Source organism: Larsenimonas rhizosphaerae (assembly GCF_026240105.1).
GTDB lineage: Bacteria > Pseudomonadota > Gammaproteobacteria > Pseudomonadales > Halomonadaceae > Larsenimonas > Larsenimonas rhizosphaerae.
The window spans coordinates 228,441-249,401 of record NZ_JAPIVE010000002.1; the positions used below are offsets into that span (position 1 = coordinate 228,441).

Below are 20,961 nucleotides of genomic sequence, written 5' to 3' on the forward strand. Positions count from 1 at the left end.
TCTTACACATAGAAGTCGAGGTCTTCCTGATGCTTGAGCAGATCCCTGAGGGTATGCGGATCCTCACCGAAGAAGAAAATCAGCCCCCAGTGGGTGCCGAAGGCCGTGCGCTTGGTCACGGTGGCTTCCAGCGGTGCCGTCAGCTCGTGGAAGTCGAAATACGCGTGGTTTTCGGTCTCTTCCGGAATATCAAGCTGGCTGACGACGCGACGCCGCGGATAGACCCCGAAGCAGCCGGCATGGCCCTTCGCATCGACCACTTCCGTCGGGAAGAAGGCGTTGATCTCTTCTTCCGTGGTGTGCGGGTCGAAGACCAGCATGGTGGCCTGATAGGCACTGAAGCCATAGGCGCGTTCGATCAGTTCGAACGCCTTGAAGCCCGGCGGACGGTAGGCAACCTCACCGAAGTACATGGTGCCGTCACTGGTGACAAAGTATTCGGGGTGAATCTGGCCGAACTGAATGTCGAAGGTCTTGATCAGCAGTTCGATCTGCTGCGTGATCTGGGCACGGTATTTCTCAAGCTCCGGCGTGGCGGGCACAAAGACGGAATATCCGAGGGTCACATATTCGGAGATGTTCAAGAACTGGATCTTGCCGTTCCACACCCAGGCTTCGACGGCAAATTCCCAGCCGTCCAGATGGCTTTCCATCAAAAGCGGGTATTCGCTGTCGGGGATGGTGTCGATTTCCTCCGAGGAGCGAATGACCCGATGCCCCAGGCAGCCGGCCTTGTCGAAGGCCTTGAGGTGAATCGGGTCTTCCGGGTCGCCATCAAGCTTGAGCAGGGTCTGGTTGACGCGCTTGAAAAAGCGCAGCACGTCACTTTGCTCGTGGGCTTCTTCAAAAATACCGACCCGAATGCCGCCCAGCTGGGCTCGGCGTTTCATCAGGGCCTTGTCCCGGAACAGCACGGCCTGACCATGCAGGCGCGGATTGCCCATCAGTACGGAGTTGATGGCACCGGCCCATTCAACGGTTTCTTCAAATAACGGAATGGCAGCATCGATGCCCATGTCCCTGAGGGTCTCGGCAATCTCGATGGAGCGGTCGTTCAGGCGCTCGAAGTTCCAGGGCACGTAAGGAATGTTGTGTTCGGTGCAATACTCTTCAGCCCAGGTGGGAGCCACTACCACGTAGCGCCGGTCAAATTTTTCGGCAGCTTCCACGGCACCGAGACTCCAGCCCAGCAGTGCGATATAGCCCTTGTTGGGATCCTTTTCCATGATCCTGTCTCCTGTTTTTTATATGTCATGTGAGTGCGAGATCGTGGGGTCAGTGTAGTTGATTAGAGGTTTTTTGCGGGAAAATCGGCAAATTGGTGCCGTTCAGGCATGAAAAAACAGACATGCGTTCAGCGGCTGATCGGCGTGGCGAGCGGCCCGGCAGCGAGGTGGCGCAAGGTTCGTCACGGCCTGGTTTCATGTCATTGTCAGCGGGTCATCCCCCTGTCATGACGGCTTTCTAGACTTGCGGTGACCTGGGTGGAATGGCCTTACATGCCCTGGTCTGATACCTGTCACGGGCACTGCCGGAGAGCACCATGAGCAGCGACGCTTCAGAAACCGGCGGACACGCCACGCTGGATACCTTCAGGCACTCGCCTCGGCTGAGTCTTTTCTTTATCGGGCTGCTGCTGGCCTTTACCGGCTACTTCGTGGCCTGGGGCAGTGGCTACATCCAGAGTCAGCATACGCTGCTGTTTTTCTTGACCACGCTCTTTGGCGTGTTCATGGCGTTCAACATTGGCGGCAATGACGTGGCCAACTCGTTTGGTACCAGCGTTGGCGCCGGCACACTGACGGTGCATCAGGCGCTGCTGGTCGCGGCCATTTTTGAAGTCAGTGGGGCCGTGATCGCCGGAGGAGAGGTGACCTCGACCATTCGCGGCGGCATCGTTGATCTTGATGGCATGGCGATCCGGCCGCTGGAGTTCGTGTTCATCATGATGTCATCACTGATTGCCGCGGCACTGTGGCTGCTGTTTGCCTCCCACAGAGGGTACCCGGTGTCCACTACCCACTCGATTGTCGGGGCCATCATCGGCGGGTCTGTCACGCTGGGAGTGTTGAAGCACGGCGGACTTGCCGCCCTTGATCTGGTGCAGTGGCGCGAAGTGGGCATGATCGCCATTTCCTGGGTGCTCTCGCCGGCACTGGGGGGCATTGTCGCTTACGTGCTGTACTCGCTGATCAAGCGCCATATCCTTGCCTACAACGACAGGGCGCAATCCCGGCTGGAAACCATTCGCGAGGAAAAGCGTGCCCACAAGCGGCGTCACAGGGAGGCTGTCGAGCGGCTGTCGGAAGTGCAGCAGATGGCCTACACCCAGGCCATGGCGCGGGACATGCAGGCCATCAGTGACAGGGATTTCAGCATCGACGATCTGGAATCGGAGTACTACCGCAAGCTCTACGCCATCAATCGAAAGCGCGAGGATGTGCATGCCCACCGGGCACTGGAACACTGGGTACCGGTCATCGCAGCCCTGGGGGCGATCATTCTGACGGCCATGCTGCTGTTCAAGGGCTTCAGCCACCTGGCTCTGGGGGTCGATACCCTGGGCAGTTATCTGATCATGGGCATGGTGGGCGCTCTGGTCTGGATGGCGACGTTCATCTTTGCCAAAACCCTCAAGAGCGAGACCCTGGGGCGCTCTACATTTCTGATGTTCAGCTGGATGCAGGTCTTTACGGCGGCCGGGTTTGCCTTCAGTCACGGCTCCAATGACATTGCCAATGCGATTGGCCCCTTTGCCGCGGTTCTGGATGTGCTGCGCACCGGGGTCATCGGCGAGGAGGCCAGTATTCCGCCGCTGGCGATGCTGACCTTCGGCGTGGCGTTGATTGCCGGGCTATGGTTCATTGGCCGGGAAGTCATTCAGACCGTCGGGCACCATCTGACCAGAATGCACCCGGCCTCCGGGTTCTCCGCCGAACTGGCTGCCTCTGCCGTCGTGATGCTGGCCACCACCTTCGGCCTGCCGGTATCAAGCACCCATATCCTGATTGGCGCCGTGCTTGGCATCGGCATGGTCAATCGCCAGACCAACTGGTCCCTGATGCGCCCGATTGCGCTGGCGTGGGTCATTACCCTGCCTGCTGCCGCCGTGCTGGCTGCCGGCGCGTTCATGGTCCTGAACGGGGTGTTCTAGGCGCTTTCGCCTTCGTGCAGGGTGAAGCCGACATTGATGCTCAGTTCGCCCAGCGGCTCCCCCCTGATGCGTCGCAGCAGCTGTTCGGCAGCCCGTTGCCCGATCAACTCCCGGGGAGAGACAATCGTGGTCAGGCGTGGCGTCATGTGCCGGCCGATCGGCAGGCCGTTGAAGCCTGCTATGGCGATATCCTCCGGAATGCGGATGCCATCGCGCATGGCCGCGAGAAGGGCACCGCAGGCCATGTCATCGTTGGCAAAATGAATGGCATCGCATGTCGGTGAATGCGTCCGAATGTGCATGAGTGCCTCGGCCCCGCTGTCCATCTGCTGTCGGCTCGGCAGGTCAAGCAGCGGTGCCGGCAGCCCGGCGGCCTCAAGCGCCTGGCGGTGTCCTTCAAAGCGCTCTCCGGCGCGATAGTCCCGCTCGAGCTCTGCCCCCGCGTAGTGGATATGCCGATAGCCCCGGTTCAGCAGGTGGGTGGCCATGGCGTGGCCGGCGGCGCGGTGATCAAGGCCGACGTTCATGTCCAGACCGTCGCCGTATTCCATGATTTCGACCACCGGCTGGTTCCAGTTCTCCAGCAGCTGGCGGGTCTCGTCACTGTGACGCAGCCCGGCGATGATCAGCCCCGAGGCAGACCAGCCCAGAAAGGTGCGTACCAGTTGCGCTTCCCGGTCCAGGTCGTAATCGGTCTTGCCCAGCAGCAGTTGATAGCCGGCGGCTTCCAGGCGCTGCTGCAGCCCTCGAATCACCTCGATGAACACCACGTTCGCCAGCGACGGCACGATGACCGGGATCACCCGAGTCGTGGCCGAGGCCAGGCTGCCGGCAATCATGTTGCGGACATAGCCGACCTGGTTGACCGCGGCTTCAACCTTTAGGCGGGTAGCGTCACGTAGTGCCTCCGGGTCGTTGAAGTAACGCGACACCGTGATCGGTGCGACGCCGGCTTCCCGGGCCACATCGGTCAGTGTGGGCTGCATGGCTCCCTTGCGGGAGCGTTTCTCGTGGGCGTCATCCCTGGACATTGGTCGCGTTTTCCTTGTTCGCACTTGCGCAGGGCTCGAGACTAAAGCACCCTTTTTGGTAGCGCTACCATTTACACAATCATTAGCCGGCAAGACCGGTTATTGCCCACGGGAGAATCACTGTGTCTACCCCCTCGAATGCTGTATCCCCTGACATCGGTGTAGTTGGTCTGGGTGCCATGGGAATGGGCACGGCCTGTTCCCTGCTGCGTCAGGGCCTGTCGGTCATCGGCTGCGATATCTCACCGACTGCCCGTGCCGCCTTTGAGGACGCCGGCGGCCGAAGTGCCGAGACCCCGGCCGCGCTGGCAGGCTGCAGCGTCGTGCTGCTGGTGGTCGTGAATGCCGATCAGGTCGAGCAGGTGCTGTTCGGGGCCGAGGGGCAGGGTGGCCTGGCCGCAGCGATGTCGCCCGGCAGTGTGGTAATGCAGTGTGCCACGGTTGCGCCAAGCTACGCCGTGGCCCTCGGTGAGCGCCTGGCGGCCCTGGGGCTTGTCATGCTGGATGCACCGATCAGCGGCGGGGCCGCGAAGGCCCGCACCGGCGAGCTGTCGGTCATGTCTTCCGGGACTGCCGAGGCCTATGAAAAAACGGACGCCGTGCTGTCGGCCATGGCGGCGAAGGTCTATCGGCTGGGCGAGCAGCCCGGCGCGGGGTCCAGCGTCAAACTGGTCAATCAGCATCTGGCTGGTGTGCATATTGCCGCGGCGGCAGAAGCCATGGCCCTGGGGGCGAGCATGGGCCTCGACCTTGAGGTGCTGTACGACGTCATTACCCATTCGGCGGGCAATTCCTGGATGTTTGAAAACCGGGTGCCACACATTCTGAAGGGCGATTACACCCCGTTATCGGCCGTGGACATCTTCGTCAAGGACCTGAACATCGTGCACGCTACCGGTCGGGAGCTGAAACTGCCCATGCCGGTGGCCGGCAGCGCACTGCAGCAGTTCACCGCTGCCAGCGGCGCAGGCCTTGGACGTGAAGACGATTCGGCGGTGGTGAAGGTCTATCAGCGGTTGCGTCATTTCGATTTGCCGGCGGCCAATGATGCCGAGGAGCGTCCGTCATGAGTCTGGTGCTCGGGGGAATTGCCGACGATTTCACCGGCGCCACGGATCTGGCCAACAACCTGGTGCGCGGCGGCATGCGCACGGTGCAGGTCATCGGGGTGCCGGAGGATGATCAGGTGCTGGAGGACGCCGATGCCGTGATCATTGCGCTCAAGTCGCGCAGCACTCCGGTAGAGGAGGCCGTTCTTGACAGTCTGGCGGCGCTGGCCTGGTTGCAGGCACGTGGCGCCCGTCAGATTTTCTTCAAGTACTGCTCGACATTTGATTCCACGCCGCGGGGCAACATCGGCCCTGTTGCCGAGGCGCTGATGGCGGCTCTTGATACGCCCCAGACCGTCATGGTCCCGGCCTTCCCGGTCAACGGGCGCAGCGTATATCAGGGGCATCTGTTTGTCGGAGACCGACTGCTCAACGACAGCGGCATGGAGCAGCATCCACTGACGCCGATGACGGATGCCGATCTGGTGCGGGTACTGGGCGCGCAGACGGACAGGCCTGTCGGCCTTCTCGCTCATGCCACCCTGGCCGGTGGCGCAGACAGGGCCATCGAGCGGCTGGCCTCATTGCGGGAGGCCGGCACGGCCCACGTGATATGCGACAGCGTGGACGAGCAGGACCTGGCCGTGCTGGCCGAGGTCACGGCGGATCTGCCACTGGTGACCGGCGGTTCCGGTCTGGCTCAGGCACTGCCTGAGGCCTACCGCGCCCGGGGCTGGCTGGCACCACACGGTGATGCTGCAGCGCTGGCACCCTCATCCGGAGGATGTGCGGTGCTGTCCGGCAGTTGTTCGCGCATGACGCTTGCACAGATTGAGGCGTTCAAGGCCCGCCATCCCGGTCTGGCGCTGGACCCGCTCAGGTTGAGCGAGGGAGATGCCCATCGGGACGAGGCACTGCAGTTTGCCCGGCAGTGCATGGCCCGTGACCCACAGGCGCCTTTCCTGATCCATGCCTCCGCTGACAGTGAGGCCGTGCGTGCCGTGCAGGACAGGCTCGGCACCGAACGGGCCGGCGCCCTGGTCGAGGAGACGCTGGCCTGGCTGGCTCGCACCCTGGTGGACGAGGGTATCGGCCGTCTGATCGTGGCCGGGGGCGAAACCTCCGGGGCCGTGGTATCAGCCCTGTCGATCACCACGCTGCGGATCGGGCCACAGATTGATCCGGGCGTACCCTGGACCCAGGCGAGCCTGCCTGGCCGCGAGACCGTGCTGTCCCTTGCCCTCAAGTCCGGCAATTTCGGCGGCACTGATTTCCTTACCCGTGCATTCGAGGTATTGCCATGAGCCAGTCACCTCACGAGATCAATCGTCTGCGCGAGCAGATTGCCCTGCACGGCAAGTCGCTTTTTGACCGCGGGCTGACCATGGGGTCCAGCGGCAATATCAGTCAGCGCCTGGAGGACGGCGGGTGCCTGATGACGCCCACCAATGCCTGCCTGGGCCGGCTCGATCCGGCGCGGATTACCCGGCTGGACGCCCACGGCAGGGTACTGGACGGCGATGCACCGACCAAGGAGCACTTCCTGCATCGGGCCATGCTGGAAGAGCGGCCGAGTGCCGGCGCGATCGTGCATCTTCATTCAACCCATTCGGTGGCGGTGTCCTGTCTGCCGGACATCAACCCCTGTGACTGCATTCCGCCGCTGACAGCCTATTACGTGATGCGGGTCGGCACCCTGCCGCTGGTGCCTTACCACGTGCCGGGCGACGAGCGGCTGGGGGACGCCGTACGGGGGCTGGCCGGTCAGCACAGTGCCGTGCTGCTGGCCAACCACGGCCCGGTGGTGGCCGGCAAGAACCTTGATGCGGCGGTGTATGCCACCGAGGAACTGGAAGAGACCGCCAAACTGTTTTTGCTGCTCAGAGGCACCAACCCTCGCGGGCTGACCCCTGAGCAGGTGGATGAGCTCAATGCGCGTTACCCGCGTGACTGATGATACCTGCGGGGCCTCCATGCCTCGCGTTACCGGACTTGAAGCACAGGATATGCCCATGACCACGAAGCTGGCCGCCAATCTCAGCATGATGTTTGTCGAACACGCCTTCCCGGCCCGATTTGCCGCGGCGGCGGAGGCCGGATTTCGCGGCGTCGAGTACCTGTTTCCCTACGCGTATGCCCCGGAAGAGATCAAGGGCTGGCTGAGTGAGAACCGGCTTGAGCAGGTGCTGTTCAACCTGCCGCCGGGGGACTGGGACGCCGGAGAGCGAGGGCTTGCTTCCCTGCCCGGTCGCGAGGAGGACTTTCGTGCCAGCGTGGCCGAGGCCATACGCTACGCCGAGGTGCTTGATTGCCCGCGGGTGCATGCGATGGCCGGGCTGGTACCGGAAGGTGCGGACGAAGCCACCTGGCAGGAACATACCGAGACCTACATCGCCAACCTGCGCTTTGCCGCCGGCGAGCTGGCCCGGGCAGGCAAGACCCTGTTGATCGAACCCATCAACCTGCGGGACATGCCGGGCTTTTACCTGAACCGTCAGGCTCAGGCCCGCGACATCGTGCAGCGGGTAGGGGCGAGCAACCTCAAGGTGCAGTTCGACATGTACCACTGCCAGATCGTTGAGGGGGATGTGACTCGACGACTGGAAGCGCAGTTCGACGCCGTCGGACATGTGCAGATCGCAGGTGTTCCCGACCGGCACGAGCCGGATCGAGGGGAGCTGCACTATCCGGCCCTGCTGGAGCGGCTTGAGACGCTTGGCTACACGGGCTGGGTGGGCTGTGAATATAAACCGCGCGGTAATACCCGCGCCGGACTTGGCTGGGGCCGCCCGTACGGGCTGACCACCGGCTGAGCCACTGCTTTTTTTTCCCGTCATGGCATCCACGCACTACAACAACATTCGACAACCTTTGCTTTATCAAGGAGTTGGCCATGCATGTCATGATCACCGGCGCGGCAGGATTTCTGGGGCAGCGCCTTGTTCATCAATTGATCGAGCGCGGCGCGCTGAAGGGGCAGGCCCTTACCCGCCTGACCCTGCTTGATCACGTAAAAACAGCGCTCCCGGACACTGACGTGCCGGTAGATATTCATACCGGCGACCTGGCCGACCCGGCCGTCATTCAGGCCTGCCTTGCCGGTCGCCCGGCGGTGATCTATCACCTGGCGGCCGTAGTGAGTTCGGCTGCCGAGGCGGACCTGGCACTGGGAATGCAGGTCAATTTCGATGCGACGCGCCAGTTGCTGGAAGGCTGTGCGGCGTTGTCCCTGTCGGACACGCGACTGATCATGGCCGGATCGGTCGCGGCCTATGGGGGCGCCCTGCCGGATACGGTGACCGACATGACGGCACTGGTACCGCAGAATTCCTACGGTACCCAGAAGGCGATGGCTGAACTGCTGATCAATGACTACAGCCGCAGGGGATTGATCGACGGGCTGGTACTGCGGTTGCCCACCATTATCGTGCGTCCTGGCCGGCCGAATGCTGCCGCATCCAGTTTTGCCTCTTCGCTGCTGCGGGAGCCGTTCAAGGGCGAGGTGGCGGTATGCCCGGTGCCCGAGTCGCTTGAGATGTTTGTCATGTCGCCGGGCTGTGTCGTGGCGGCGTTGCTGCATGGTGCGGACGTGCCGGCCTCAGCGCTTTCTCATTCCCGCGGGTTCATGCTGCCTGGCATCACCATCAGTGTGGCGCAGATGCTTGACACGCTGGAGGCGCTGGGCGGGCCCGAGGCGAGCGCTCTGGTGCGTCATGAACCGGACCCCCGCATCGAGGCCATTGTCGGCAGCTGGCCGGCCCGGTTTTCTACCGACCGCGCACGTGCGCTGGGGTTTGCCGGTGATACCGACCTGACCGCCATCGTGCAGGCCTTTCTGACCGACGACGCCACCGTGGCGTCTGCCTGAGTGTATCCCTAACTACAGCCCTGACAGGGGAGTGTCATCATGATTGAGTCTACCGCCGCAGGACCTCAGGTCATCATCGGTCTGGGGATTGCGATTTTTGTAATGATTTTTCTGGTATTGAAGACCCGGGTGCATGCGTTGCTGGCATTGATCATTGCCGCTTCGCTGGCCGGTATCATCGGGGGCATGCCTCCCAATGAGGTGGTGTCGACCATTACGACCGGCTTTGGCAAGACGCTTTCGACCATCGGGCTGGTCATCGGCTTCGGGGTCATGATGGGGCGGATACTGGAAGTCTCCGGTGCCGGCCAGCGAATGGCCTATGCGATTTTAAGGCTGCTGGGAAAGAACAAGGAAGAAGGGGCCATGGCACTGACCGGCTATATTGTCTCGATTCCAATCTTCTGCGACTCGGCCTTTGTCATCCTGCATCCGCTGGTACGGGCGCTGGCGCGCAACAGTGGCAAATCCGTCATCGGGCTGGGGATTGCGCTGGCCTCCGGGCTTTCCGTGACCCACAGTGCCGTGCCTCCTACCCCCGGCCCGCTGGGTGTGGCAGGTATCTTCGGCGTTGATATCGGTCTGATGATTGCCTGGGGTGTCGTGATCACGGCGCCGGCGTTACTGGCGATGGTGATTTATGCCCACATCATGGGGCCGAAGATCGAGGCCATGCTGGCGCGTCAGCCCGGCGGGTTTGATCCGGAGGGGCATCAGGACGCCCTGACCATGAAGGAAGAATCCGAGCTGCCTGCGCTGTGGCTGTCCTGCCTGCCCATCGGTCTGCCGATCCTTCTGATTTTCCTCAATACCCTGACGGCTGCGCTGGCCGGCAAGGAATCCACGAACCTGCTGGTGCAGCTGGTGGGCTTTTTCGGTAACCCGGTCATCGCGGTGGGCATCGGTGTCCTGATCGCGGTGTATGGCCTGATGCCGAAAACACCAAAGGATGAAGTGTTTCAGCATCTGGAAAAAGGGGTGGAAACCGCTGGTATCATCCTGCTGGTGACCGGTGCCGGGGGGGCACTGGGTGCAGTGCTGCGGGCCAGTGGTGCCGGAGACTATATCGGCGAGTATGTGGCGTCGATGGGCATACAGCCCCTGCTGATCCCGTTCATCATTGCCACACTGGTGCGCTTCATTCAGGGCAGTGGCACGGTCTCCATGATTACCGGTGCCTCGATTTCGGCCCCGATTCTGGCCAACATGCCGGAGGTCAACATGGTGCTGGCTGCACAGGCGGCCTGTATCGGCGGGATTTTCTTCAGCTACTTCAACGACAGTTACTTCTGGGTGGTCAACCGTCTGTTGGGCGTGAAAAGTACTCGCCACCAGCTGCTGGTGCTGTCGGTGCCCACCACGATCGGCTGGGCGGTATCGCTGGTCATGCTGCTGACGGCCAATGCCGTGATGAGCTGAGGTATATCATCGGTATCAGGCCTTGAACAACCGCCGTCACATGACGGCGGTTTCATTGAATATGCGGTTCAGGCGGAGGTGGCCGGCCGGGTATCGAAGGCCTCCCTTCGGTGCTCCAGGGCCCTGCCTGCGACATAATATACGGCGGCTCCCATCGCCGATCCGGTAAACCACCCGTAGTCATGGAGCCAGCTCCAGACGCCGGTCGCAAGTGACAGCAGCATCAGGGCCACGGGCAGGCCAAAGGCAATGAACCCGGCCATGTTGACGTTCGGGTAGCGGCCGCCCTCACGGTAAAGGCTGATGACATCCAGCTGCTGGCGCTTGATCAGAAAATAATCCACCACCATGATGCCGGCGATCGGCCCCAGCAGGCTTGAATAGCCCAGCAGCCAGTTGGAATAGAGGCTTTCAAGGGTCACGCTCGAGACAATCACACCGGCCTTTTGCAGCAGGTCGTATCCCATCAGCAGCGTACCGATTCCGCCGGTCATCAGGACACCTCGGGTGCGGTTGATCACCCTGGGGGCGATGTTCTGGAAGTCATTGGTCGGCGAGACGATATTGCCGGCGGTGTTGGTGGAGAGGGTCGCAATCACGATCAGGATCATGGCGATGGAGACCCATATCGGGCTGTCGATGTGGCCGATCAGCGTGACCGGGTCAGCGACCGTTTCACCCACCAGTGATGCCGAGGCGGCGGTCAGTACCACTCCCAGTGCGGCAAACAGGAACATCGTCAGCGGCAGTCCGATGACCTGACCGATGATCTGATCCTTCTGGCGGCAGGCGAAGCGGCTGAAATCGGGGATGTTGAGCGACAGGGTTGCCCAGAAGCCGACCATCGCCGTGAGGCCGGACAGGAAGTATGGCGTGACCGAGGCGCCTTCGGGTCGGGCAGGCGGCGTGTCCAGCAGCTCTCTCAGCGAGATATGCGGCAGTGCCCAGACCAGCAGCCCCACGGCGACCAGCAGCAACAGCGGTGCCGACAGGGTTTCCAGCCACTTGATGGAGTCCGCACCACGGATCACGACCCACAGATTGAGGGCGCCGAAGATGAAAAAACCGATCACCTGACCGATCCCGCCCAGGGCCTGCCAGGGCGGAAAAATGGCTGACAGCAGCAGATGAAAGGCCAGACCGCCAAACATGGTCTGGATACCGAACCAGCCACAGCCGACCAGCGCTCGGATCAGGCACGGTACGTTGGAGCCTCGCAGGCCGAATGAGGAGCGCAGCACGACCGGAAACGGAATGCCGTAGCGAGTGCCGGGGAAGGCATTCAGCGTCAGCGGAATCAGCAGGATCACGTTGGCCAGCAGGATCGTCAGCAGCGCTTCGCCCACACTCAGTCCAAAATAGGCAGTGAGTACGCCGCCCAGCGTATAGGTCGGTACACAGATCGACAGGCCGACCCAGAGCGCGGCGACGTTCCATGTCGTCCAGGTTCGCTCGCGGGCCTGGGTGGGGGCGATGTCATCATTGAAAAGGGCGCTGTTACGAACGTCGTCGCCGAGCGTGAGTTCGACCTTGCCGTCACGTTCGACCATGCGAGACACGGAAGTTGTCATTGTTGGAATCCTGATCGCAAGGGGATGAAAAACCGCCGGCAAGGCACACCAGACAGGCCCGGGGCGCGCCTTGCCCATATCGTTACAGGGTTATCCGACGCTGGCGACGGACCGTGGGAGCTGGTGATACTGCCGGTTGAAATAAAGCAGGCACTCGTGCGCGTCATGGGTCGACATCGAGACGATTTCGCACAGCATTATCTCGTGTGTGCCTACCGGCATGCGCTGGCTGACCCGGCACTCGAAATGGGCCAGAGCATCTGCCAGCACCGGGGCGCCGGTATCCTGCGTGATCCACTCGGCGTGGTCGAAGCGCATGGCCATCGGGGTCTTGCCCCCGAAGGTATTGGAAACCTCCTGATGGGCGGCGCTAAGCACATTGACACATAGCGTTTCATTGTCGGCAAAGGCCGGGTAGGCCGAGGCGCTGCGGTTGATGCAGACCAGCAGTGTCGGAGGTTCATCGGTCACGCTGCATACGGCCGAGGCGGTAAATCCCGCCCGGCCGCCGGGGCCATCGGTCGTCACTACATTGACGGCGGCCGCCAGATGAGACATCGCTTCGCGAAATGCCCGTGAGGAGATTTCCCGAGGGGCGGTGTGCTGTTCCTGTTGTTGAAGGGCATTCATGAGGCAACTCCTGTTAGCGGGATCAGGGCCGTGTCGTCGGCCAGGTACTGCGTTATCAGTGTGTTGAATGCATCCGGGACGGTCACTGTCAGGCCGTGCCCCCCGTAATCGAACATCACCTGTCGGGCATTGGGCAGTCCTTCGGCAAGACGCTGTGATCGCATGTACGGCACCAGCAGATCGTCACGGGAGGCAATGACCAGCGTGGGCGTGGCGATGTCGCCCAGACGGGCATCGATATCAAAGGCTGACAGCGCCTCGATGCGGGCCATCACATTGTCCTTGCCGGGGAAGTGGGCAAGGGCGTGTGATTCTTCTGCCAGCAGCTGCGTGTGGTGGTTCGACAGCCAGTCGGCGGGATAGAGAAACAGGGGCTGGGCATGCAGGTAGGCCTCGACCCCGCTGTCTCTCAGCAGTGCTCGCCGAACCTGAAAGCAGCGCGCGCTCTGCACGTCCAGGCAGCTCCATGCGTTGATGACAATCAGGCGGTTCAGGCGCGCCGGCGCCATCAGGGCCATCTGCAGACCGACCAGTCCGCCCAGTGCATGCCCCATGACATCCACCTGATCGATCTCCAGCCGGTCAAGCAGGGCCAGCGCCTCCCGGGCCATGTCCTCGATGCGGTAACCGGCCGGCAGGGCCGCCGGGCTCTGGCCGGTACCGAGGTGGTCGTAGATCAGCACGCGATGGGTTCGTGCGAGCGCATCCAGCTGGGGGGCCCAGAAACTGCCGGCACCGCCAAGGCCTGACGACAGCAGAATCGTCGGTGCATCAGGTGACTGACACCCTTGTAGTTCGTAGTGCATGGATCGTCCTCGGCCAGTGGGATGAACGCGTCGCGCTAGTGCGGCACGTGAGCGACCGAGGCAATCTCGATCAGGGCGTCGGGTTTGACCAGACCGCACTGAATGCAGTACCGCGCCGGCTTGTCACCCGGGAAGAACTCGGCGTATACCGCATTGATGGCGGCGTAGTCGTCCCAGTCACGCAGGAAGATCGAATTGAAGGTGATGTCGTCCATGGTGCCCCCGGCGGTTTCGACCACACGCTGAATCAGCTCGAGCACATGGCGTGTCTGCGCGGCGGCGTCACCGACGTGCACCACGTTGTTGTCCTTGTCGAAGGGCAGGGTACCGGACACATAGACAATATTGTCGGCCTGAGTGCCGGGTACGAACGGGGCCAGCGGTGTGCCGGTACCTTCGGGAATGACGCTTGTTTTAGGCATGATGACGTCCTCGGGCAGAAGATGGGGTCAGGCGGTTTCGGTGGCCTCGACGCCGATGGATTGACAGGCGGTTTCGAGCGCTTCGACGCTTGAGACCCAGCCAAAGAAGGTTTCAATATTGAACAGGGCCGCCGCCTGGGCTGCGGGCGGCCCGGCCTGGTAGGTGGCGTCCTCGAGCACCGTACCGAAGTACTCGAGGAAAAAGCCGTCGCGCAGTGTCGACTCGACGCAGACGTTGGTGGCAATGCCGGTAAACAGCAGATGGCGAATACCGCGGGCGCGAAGCATGCTGTCCAGCGCTGTATTGAAAAAGCCGCTGTAGCGGGGTTTGGGCAGGACAATATCCCCGGCCTGTGGTGTCAGGGCATCGACCAGGGCGTAGTCCCAGGTGCCCCTGGCCAGAAACCGGCCATCGAGTTCGGGCTGACGGCGCATCGTCTTCAGGGCATTGGACTTGTGCCAGTTGGGTGAGCCGGGGCCACCGGCCTCGACGTACTCCGTATCCCAGCCGTTCTGGAAAAAGATGACCTGGAAACCGGCGGCGCGGGCGGCGCTGATGGCTCGAGCAGTGGCCTCGATCACGGGCCCGGTGGCGCTGACATCGAAACCGGCGAGGTCCAGATACCCGCCGGCCGAGGCATAGGCATTTTGCATGTCAACGACGATCAGGGCCGTCTGCGCCCGGGGCAGGGCAATGGCTTCCGGCCGCCCCGGCAGCACGATCTCATCGTCCGATGCGGCGCCGTCGCACCGCACGACCGGTGTGGTGTGCAGCGAGCTCATGAGGCGATCTCCCTCGGCGCCATGGTTGCACCGGTCACATCAACGCGGGTCTTCATCAGCGGCTGTATTTTTTCACCGAAGGTATCGAGACCTTCCAGGAAGTCGTCAAAGGTCAGCATGACCCCGCCCATGCCTTCGACCGTGTCGATTTCATCGAGCATGCGAGCCACGTTCTCGTACGACCCGACCAGCGTGCCCATGTTGAGATTGACCGCCGAGGTCGGATTGGTCATGTGACGGACATTCGTGTCCTTGCCGGAGGTCTTGTCCTGGCCGCCCTGATCCGCCATCCAGTCCAGCGCTTCCTGATCGGCACCTGCCTTGTAGTGTTCCCAGCGGGCCATGGCGGCTTCATCGGTCCTGTCGGCGATGACCATGAACAGCACATAACAGGCGATATCGCGTTCACTGTCCCGGGTGGCTTCATTGAGGCGTTCGGCCGTTTCGGCAAACGCCGTGGGCGTGTTGAGCCCCTTGCCGAAGCAGAAGCTGTAGTCGGCATGTTTGGCGGTAAAGGCCATGCCGGCGTTGGACTGACCGGCGCAGACGATCTTGACGCCCTGCTCGGGGCGCGGGCTCAGTCGGCAGTCGTCCATCTGGAAGAAGTCACCCTTGAAGTCACTCCGGCCGCTTTCAAGCAGCTCGCGCATGACGGTGGTGTATTCGTCCAGATAGGCGTAGCGCTTGCCGAAATACTCATCGCCGGGCCACAGTCCCATCTGGCTGTATTCGGGCTTCTGCCAGCCCGTGACCAGATTGATGCCAAAGCGTCCCGGGGCAATGGAGTCGATGGTGGCTGCCATGCGTGCCGTAATGGCCGGCGGCATGACCAGGGTGGCGGCGGTGGCGTACAGGTTGATTCTGGAGGTAACCGCGGCCAGTCCGGCCATCAGAGTGAATGATTCGAGGGCATGCTCCCAGAATTCGGTCTTTCCGCCGAAGCCGCGCAGCTTGATCATCGACAGTGCGAAATCGAACCCGTAGTACTCTGCCTTCTGGGTGATGGCCTTGTTGAGTTCAAAGGTCGGCATGTATTGCGGTGAATTTTCGGAAATCAGCCAGCCGTTGTTACCGATGGGAATGAAGACACCAAGTTGCATGGGTTACCTCCAGGTCATTGCGGGATGACATGTGCCGGTGGGCCACGACAGGGGGTGTGCACCGGCACTGCATGAAATACATGCCAACAGGCGTGCCAGGTATCGTTTCCCTGTCTGTTTTCAACGGCTTGTCAGGCGGGGCAGGAAATACATCGGACCAAATGGTCCAGGTTATTGTGAGTCAATGAGCAAAAACGGCGCGCATTGCCCTCATTTCGCGCTTTTTTAGCGCATTTGCAGGCGTGCGGCTTCATGATGGTGGCGTGCGGGCCTGAACAGGGCGTCAGTACACCGTAATATTCAGGCACCGGAAGTGGCCTTTGAGGGGCAGGGAGAGACATGAGCGACAGGGGTTCCGCCGCCGGCGGCAAGCGTTCGGCAGACCGTGAAGTGCGCATGCAACGTATACGCCATGCCGCACTTACGCTGTTCTCGCGGTTTGGTGTACGAGGTACCAGTCTGGACGCCATTGCCGAGCAGGCCGGTGTTTCCAAGACCAATCTGCTTTATTACTTTTCATCCAAGGAGATGCTCTACATCTCGGTGATGCAGCAGATTCTGGATACCTGGCTTGCCCCGATGCGGGCGATCAATGCCGATCAGGCGCCGGCGGATGCGATTGCCGATTATATTCGTATCAAGGTCGAGCTGGCCCGGGACCGTGCCGACGCTTCCAGACTTTTCTGCCTTGAAATGATCCAGGGGGCACCGCTGATCAAGGAGCTGCTGGAGCAGGACCTCAAGGCGCTGGTGGAGGAGAAGTCGGCGGTCATCAACGACTGGGTGGCCAGTGGCCGGATCAACCCGGTCGAGCCGCATCATCTGCTTTATCTCTTGTGGGGCGCGACGCAGCATTACGCTGACTTTGCGGTGCAGATCAGGGCGGTGTCCGGTCAGGGGCTGGATGACCCGGCCTTTTTCGAGGCCACCGTGCAAACGATTCAGGACATGGTGCTGGGTGGGCTGTTGCCACGCTCGACCCCGTAAGTGATGTACGCAGTCGAGCGCGGCCGCGGGCCATGCTGTCAAGGGCGCATCAGACGAGCTGGCAGGCCTCATCGAAATCAAGGCGCGGCAGGCGCGGCTTCACGCCACTGGCATCGCCGTATCCCAGGTTGATCAGCATGTTGACGGTCCAGTCCGTGCCGGCAAGGAAGGCCTCGTCGATGGCCTTCGGATCAAAGCCTGACATCGGGCCGGTATCCAGCCCCAGGGCCCGCGCGGCCAGAATCAGATAGCCCGCCTGCAGCGAGCTGTTGCGCAGGGCGGTCTGCTCGGCGAAGGCCTCGCTGCCGGTGAACCAGCTGCGGGCATCGGTGTGCGGGAACAGGGTCGGCAACCGATCGTAAAAGCGCTTGTCGTAGGCGACGATCACCGTGCAGGGGGCGGTCGCTGTCTTGTCGGTATTGCCCGACGACACGCACGGCAGCAGTTTTTCCCTGCCGGCTTCCGTACGAACAAAGATGAAACGTGCCGGGCAGCAGTTGGCGGATGTAGGGCCCATTTTCACCAGGTCATAAAGCGTGCGCAGGGTTTCCTCGCTGATCTTTTCCGGCTGCCAGGCGTTGTGAGTATGAGCCTCGAAAAACAGTTGCGACAGCGCGTTATTGTCGAGTGATGACAGCATCGACGTTCTCCTTGTTGTTGTAATCGATATAGGTTTCCAGCACTGGCTACCCTAGCTCGCCGTTCCCCCCGATGCCAGACGTTTGTCGTACCTGCCTGTCCGGCAGGAGGGTGGCGGGCGTCGACGGCTCGGCTTCTGACGTTTGAGCGCGCCGGCAGCCTGACATGAAAAAACCGCCCTCGCAGGAGGGCGGTTTTTTACCATCTGCCCCGGCAGGCGCCGGGGATGCTGCGTATTACTGCGCGATCATCATGGACTTGATGTTGACGAATTCGCGCATGCCGAAGCCACCGTGCTCCCGGCCATAGCCGCTGTCCTTCACGCCGCCGAAAGGCAGGTTGGGCTGAGCAATGTAGTAGCCGTTGATGCTGATCATGCCGGTATCGAAATGATCGCGGGCCAGTTTGACTGCACGCTCTTCATCTTCGGAGAAGATGCCACCGCCCAGGCCATAGACCGAATCATTGGCGATGCGCAGGGCATCGTCTTCATCGGTGGCACGGATCAGTGAGGCGACCGGGCCGAACAGCTCGCCGTCATAGGCCGGCATGCCGGGCTTGACGTCTTCAAGTACCGTGGCCGGGTAGAAGAAGCCTTCCACGTCCGGCAGCTCACCCCCGACAACACAGGTTGCGCCGTTTTCAATCGATTCCTGCACCTGCTGGTGCAGTGCGTCGCGCAGGTCCTTGCGGGCGACCGGACCCAGCTGGGTGTTCTCGTCGGTCGGATCACCGAACGCCACGTTTTTCATCTTCTCGACGAAGGCATCGCGGAACTTGTCATAAACGGCGTCCACCACCACGAAACGCTTGGCGGCGACACAGGTCTGGCCGTTGTTGTAGATACGTCCCATGACGCAGGCGTTGACGGCCTTGTCGATATCGGCATCTTCAAGCACCAGAAAGGCGTCGTTGCTGCCCAGCTCAAGAACGGTCTTCTTGAGCTGCTCGCCGGCGGCGGCGGCAATCTTGCGACCGGTCGCGGCGCTGCCGGTAAAGGTCACGCCACGCACCAGCCTGTGCTCGGTCACCTGGCTTGCCTGCTGGTCCTGGATGTAGAGCACGGAAAAGATGTTTTCCGGCATGCCGGCTTCCTTGAAGATCTCTTCAAGTGCCTCGGCACAGCCCCAGACATTCGGTGCGTGCTTGAGAAGCACCGCGTTGCCGGCCATCAGGTTGGCGATGGCGTAGCGCACGACCTGATAGAACGGGAAGTTCCACGGCTGGATGCCGAAGATAATGCCGATCGGCTGGTAGCTGACCAGCGCCCGTCCACCGTCCAGATCGCGCTCTTCATCGGCAAGCACCTTTTCGGCATTGTCGGCGCTGTAATCGCAGATGGCCTTGCAGAGATCGATCTCGCCGGGACCCTGACTGATGGGCTTGCCCATCTCTTCCGTCATCAGTTTTACAAGGCGATCCTTGTGGGCGTTCAGGCGCTCACCGACCTTTTTGATCAGCGCGCCACGTTCGCTGATGGATCTGGATTTCCACTCGAGAAATGCCTGGTGGCTTTGCTCGATCTTCTGTTGAAGTGCTTCATCGGTGATGGTGTCAAATTCGCGAATGGCCTTGCCGGTCGCCGGATTGATAGTAGTTACTGTATTAGGCACAGCACGCTCCCTGTGGTGTGAATCAAGATTTCCAATGACCCCAGCATGGTAGATCGCGCGCGATTTGCCAAACTCATTCCTGCTCAACTCTTGCCTGATCCTCCAGGCGGGCTTCAGTGTTCCTGTCGAGGCAATGTGCCCCCGGGACCTATGCGATGACTCTCGTGCCGTTTTGAAACCGACTGAATCCGGTCATTTCGCATCGGCGCAGGCGAACTCGGACAGGGCGACTATAGTCGTAACCCTTGAATGGATGATCTGGAGAGCAGGGAATGCGGGCAGTCACAGGAGTAGTCGTTGCGGCTGCACTTCTTTTGGGCGTAACAGCGGCGAATGCCACGGAGCGAGCCATGACACGACTTGATGACGGGATAGTGAAGGGCGAGGTGACCGACCAGGCGCGCGTATTCAGGGGCATTCCCTTTGCGGCGCCACCGGTCGGAGCACGACGCTGGCAGCCGCCACATCCGGTAACCCCCTGGGAAGGGGTGCGGGATGCCACGGCCTTTTCGCCCAGCTGCCTGCAGACGCCCATGGCCGGCGATGAGGCCCCCCTGGCGGGCAATCTTTCCGAGGACTGTCTGTACCTCAATGTCTGGCAGCCTAAGGATGACGCAGAGAATCATCCGGTGATGGTCTGGATTCACGGGGGCGGATACGTCAACGGCGGGAGTGCTGCTCCCGTGTATGACGGCAGTGCCTTTGCCCGTGATGGTGTTGTGCTGGTCAGTATCAATTATCGGCTGGGGCGCTTCGGGTTTTTTGCACATCCGGCCCTGACCGCCAGTGAGTCCGGTCCGAAGGGTAATTACGCGATCATGGATCAGATGGCAGCCCTGGCCTGGGTGCAGCGTAATATTCGAAAATTTGGCGGGGACCCTGACAATGTGACGGTGTTTGGTGAATCCGCCGGTGGTAATTCGGTGCTGTATCTGGCCAGTCAGCCAAAGGCACGGGGGCTGTTCAGCAAGGCGGTGGTGATGTCCGGCGGTGGGCGCGATCTGATGGGGCCGATATATCCACTGGAGCATGATGACACACCGTCGGCCCAGGACAGCGACGCACCGCGTTCCGCCGAGGATTTCGGCCTTAATTTCGCTCGGCAGCATGGTATCGAAGGGACGGATGAGGCGGCGCTGAAGGCACTGCGTGACCTGCCGGCGCAGCAGGTGGCCGGTGAGCTCAACATGCCGACCCTGGCCTCCGAGCGTATCGAGAAGAAAACCTACGTGGGCGGGCCCTTCGTGGATGGCGATGTCATCGTTGACAGTGTTCAGCATCGGTTCATGAACACGGCGCAGTTTCAGGTGCCGCTGTTGATCGGCACGACGGATAACGATCTGGGCGCCATGGGCGCTGATTCAAGGGAGGCGTTGTTTTCGCGCTTCAAGGGCGCTGCCGATCAGGCCCGGGCCCTGTATGACCCCAGTGGTACGGCTGAACTGCATGATCTGTCCCGTCGCATCGGGCGTGATGTAAAAATGACCGAGCCCGCTCGCTTCATCGCCAGGCAGGCCATTGCCGGAGGGCAGGCGACCTGGCTGTACCGCTTCGGCCATGTGGCCACGCCCATGCGCGGCCGGTGGAACGGTGCCCCCCATGCCACGGATATCCCCTACGCCTTTGATACGCTGGCTACCCGCTTCGGGGCCGAACAGGTCAGCGAGGAAGATGCCGCCGCTGCCCGGGCCTTTCACACTTACCTTGTCAACTTTGCCCGGCAGGGAGATCCCAATGGTGCCGTGGTGCCCGAGTGGCCGCGTTATGACACCAATACGGCTCCCCTGATGATCTTTCCCGAGCGGGCGGCACCGTCGGCGTCGCCTGACCCGTGGCAGACGGCCCTGGATCTGGTGGAGGGGCTTCACTAACTCCCGGGCCGCGCCCGA

19 protein-coding genes are annotated in these 20,961 nt (G+C 61.7%); 9 read left to right on the plus strand and 10 right to left on the minus strand.

What is annotated here, in order from left to right; genetic code table 11:
- Positions 1–2: 2 nt before the first annotated feature.
- Positions 3–1,226, minus strand: a complete 1,224-nt coding sequence (locus OQ287_RS07590) for an ATP-grasp domain-containing protein (protein ID WP_265896064.1) — start codon at positions 1,224–1,226, stop codon at positions 3–5.
- A 317-nt stretch (positions 1,227–1,543) separates the two neighbouring features.
- Between OQ287_RS07590 and OQ287_RS07595 the strand changes: the two genes are divergently transcribed.
- Positions 1,544–3,154: an inorganic phosphate transporter gene (locus OQ287_RS07595; protein WP_265896065.1), complete on the plus strand. Its 1,611-nt coding sequence runs from the start codon at positions 1,544–1,546 to the stop codon at positions 3,152–3,154.
- On the opposite strand, the gene OQ287_RS07600 is transcribed toward OQ287_RS07595, so the two are convergent.
- Positions 3,151–4,185, minus strand: a complete 1,035-nt coding sequence (locus OQ287_RS07600; RefSeq protein ID WP_250934988.1) for a LacI family DNA-binding transcriptional regulator — start codon at positions 4,183–4,185, stop codon at positions 3,151–3,153. The genes OQ287_RS07595 and OQ287_RS07600 overlap by 4 nt on opposite strands.
- Before the next feature lie 122 nt (positions 4,186–4,307).
- Between OQ287_RS07600 and ltnD the strand changes: the two genes are divergently transcribed.
- The 6 genes from ltnD (at position 4,308) to OQ287_RS07630 (ending at position 10,521) form a co-directional block, all read left to right on the plus strand.
- Entirely contained in the window at positions 4,308–5,255 is a 948-nt protein-coding gene (gene ltnD, locus OQ287_RS07605) for an L-threonate dehydrogenase (RefSeq protein WP_265896066.1), read from the plus strand.
- Complete coding sequence (otnK, locus tag OQ287_RS07610) at positions 5,252–6,538, plus strand: 3-oxo-tetronate kinase (RefSeq protein ID WP_265896067.1); 1,287 nt, start codon at positions 5,252–5,254, stop codon at positions 6,536–6,538. The genes ltnD and otnK overlap by 4 nt, the downstream gene beginning before the upstream one ends.
- A complete protein-coding gene (gene otnC, locus OQ287_RS07615; RefSeq protein ID WP_265896068.1) occupies positions 6,535–7,188 on the plus strand; it encodes a 3-oxo-tetronate 4-phosphate decarboxylase in 654 nt (217 codons plus the stop codon). Before otnK ends, otnC begins: the two co-directional genes overlap by 4 nt.
- A gap of 58 nt (positions 7,189–7,246) precedes the next feature.
- Complete coding sequence (gene otnI, locus OQ287_RS07620) at positions 7,247–8,047, plus strand: 2-oxo-tetronate isomerase (RefSeq protein WP_407658243.1); 801 nt, start codon at positions 7,247–7,249, stop codon at positions 8,045–8,047.
- A gap of 80 nt (positions 8,048–8,127) precedes the next feature.
- On the plus strand, positions 8,128–9,102 hold the full coding sequence (gene denD / locus OQ287_RS07625; protein WP_265896069.1) for a D-erythronate dehydrogenase: 975 nt from the start codon (positions 8,128–8,130) through the stop codon (positions 9,100–9,102).
- A 39-nt stretch (positions 9,103–9,141) separates the two neighbouring features.
- On the plus strand, positions 9,142–10,521 hold the full coding sequence (locus OQ287_RS07630) for a GntP family permease (RefSeq protein WP_250934992.1): 1,380 nt from the start codon (positions 9,142–9,144) through the stop codon (positions 10,519–10,521).
- 68 nt (positions 10,522–10,589) lie between these two features.
- Here the strand turns inward: OQ287_RS07630 and OQ287_RS07635 are convergent, their stop codons facing one another.
- The 6 genes from OQ287_RS07635 to rutA form a co-directional block, all read right to left on the minus strand.
- On the minus strand, positions 10,590–12,092 hold the full coding sequence (locus tag OQ287_RS07635; RefSeq protein WP_250934993.1) for an NCS1 family nucleobase:cation symporter-1: 1,503 nt from the start codon (positions 12,090–12,092) through the stop codon (positions 10,590–10,592).
- A 90-nt stretch (positions 12,093–12,182) separates the two neighbouring features.
- Positions 12,183–12,722, minus strand: a complete 540-nt coding sequence (locus OQ287_RS07640) for a flavin reductase (RefSeq protein WP_250934995.1) — start codon at positions 12,720–12,722, stop codon at positions 12,183–12,185.
- On the minus strand, positions 12,719–13,528 hold the full coding sequence (rutD, locus tag OQ287_RS07645; protein WP_265896070.1) for a pyrimidine utilization protein D: 810 nt from the start codon (positions 13,526–13,528) through the stop codon (positions 12,719–12,721). The genes OQ287_RS07640 and rutD overlap by 4 nt, the downstream gene beginning before the upstream one ends.
- 35 nt (positions 13,529–13,563) lie before the next feature.
- Positions 13,564–13,950, minus strand: a complete 387-nt coding sequence (rutC, locus tag OQ287_RS07650) for a pyrimidine utilization protein C (protein ID WP_250934997.1) — start codon at positions 13,948–13,950, stop codon at positions 13,564–13,566.
- A gap of 27 nt (positions 13,951–13,977) precedes the next feature.
- On the minus strand, positions 13,978–14,733 hold the full coding sequence (rutB, locus tag OQ287_RS07655; protein WP_265896071.1) for a pyrimidine utilization protein B: 756 nt from the start codon (positions 14,731–14,733) through the stop codon (positions 13,978–13,980).
- Positions 14,730–15,833, minus strand: a complete 1,104-nt coding sequence (rutA, locus tag OQ287_RS07660) for a pyrimidine utilization protein A (RefSeq protein WP_250934999.1) — start codon at positions 15,831–15,833, stop codon at positions 14,730–14,732. The genes rutB and rutA overlap by 4 nt, the downstream gene beginning before the upstream one ends.
- 339 nt (positions 15,834–16,172) lie before the next feature.
- Between rutA and rutR the strand changes: the two genes are divergently transcribed.
- A complete protein-coding gene (rutR, locus tag OQ287_RS07665; RefSeq protein ID WP_250935000.1) occupies positions 16,173–16,820 on the plus strand; it encodes an HTH-type transcriptional regulator RutR in 648 nt (215 codons plus the stop codon).
- Between the two features lie 49 nt (positions 16,821–16,869).
- On the opposite strand, the gene OQ287_RS07670 is transcribed toward rutR, so the two are convergent.
- Together OQ287_RS07670 and OQ287_RS07675 are read right to left on the minus strand one after the other, a co-directional pair.
- Complete coding sequence (locus OQ287_RS07670; protein ID WP_250935001.1) at positions 16,870–17,460, minus strand: malonic semialdehyde reductase; 591 nt, start codon at positions 17,458–17,460, stop codon at positions 16,870–16,872.
- A 235-nt stretch (positions 17,461–17,695) separates the two neighbouring features.
- Positions 17,696–19,072 (minus strand): NAD-dependent succinate-semialdehyde dehydrogenase, encoded by a 1,377-nt coding sequence (locus tag OQ287_RS07675; RefSeq protein WP_250935002.1) that lies wholly within the window; start codon positions 19,070–19,072, stop codon positions 17,696–17,698.
- A 350-nt stretch (positions 19,073–19,422) separates the two neighbouring features.
- Between OQ287_RS07675 and OQ287_RS07680 the strand changes: the two genes are divergently transcribed.
- Positions 19,423–20,943, plus strand: coding sequence for a carboxylesterase/lipase family protein (locus OQ287_RS07680; protein ID WP_265896072.1), 1,521 nt, complete (start codon positions 19,423–19,425; stop codon positions 20,941–20,943).
- Positions 20,944–20,961: the final 18 nt, after the last annotated feature.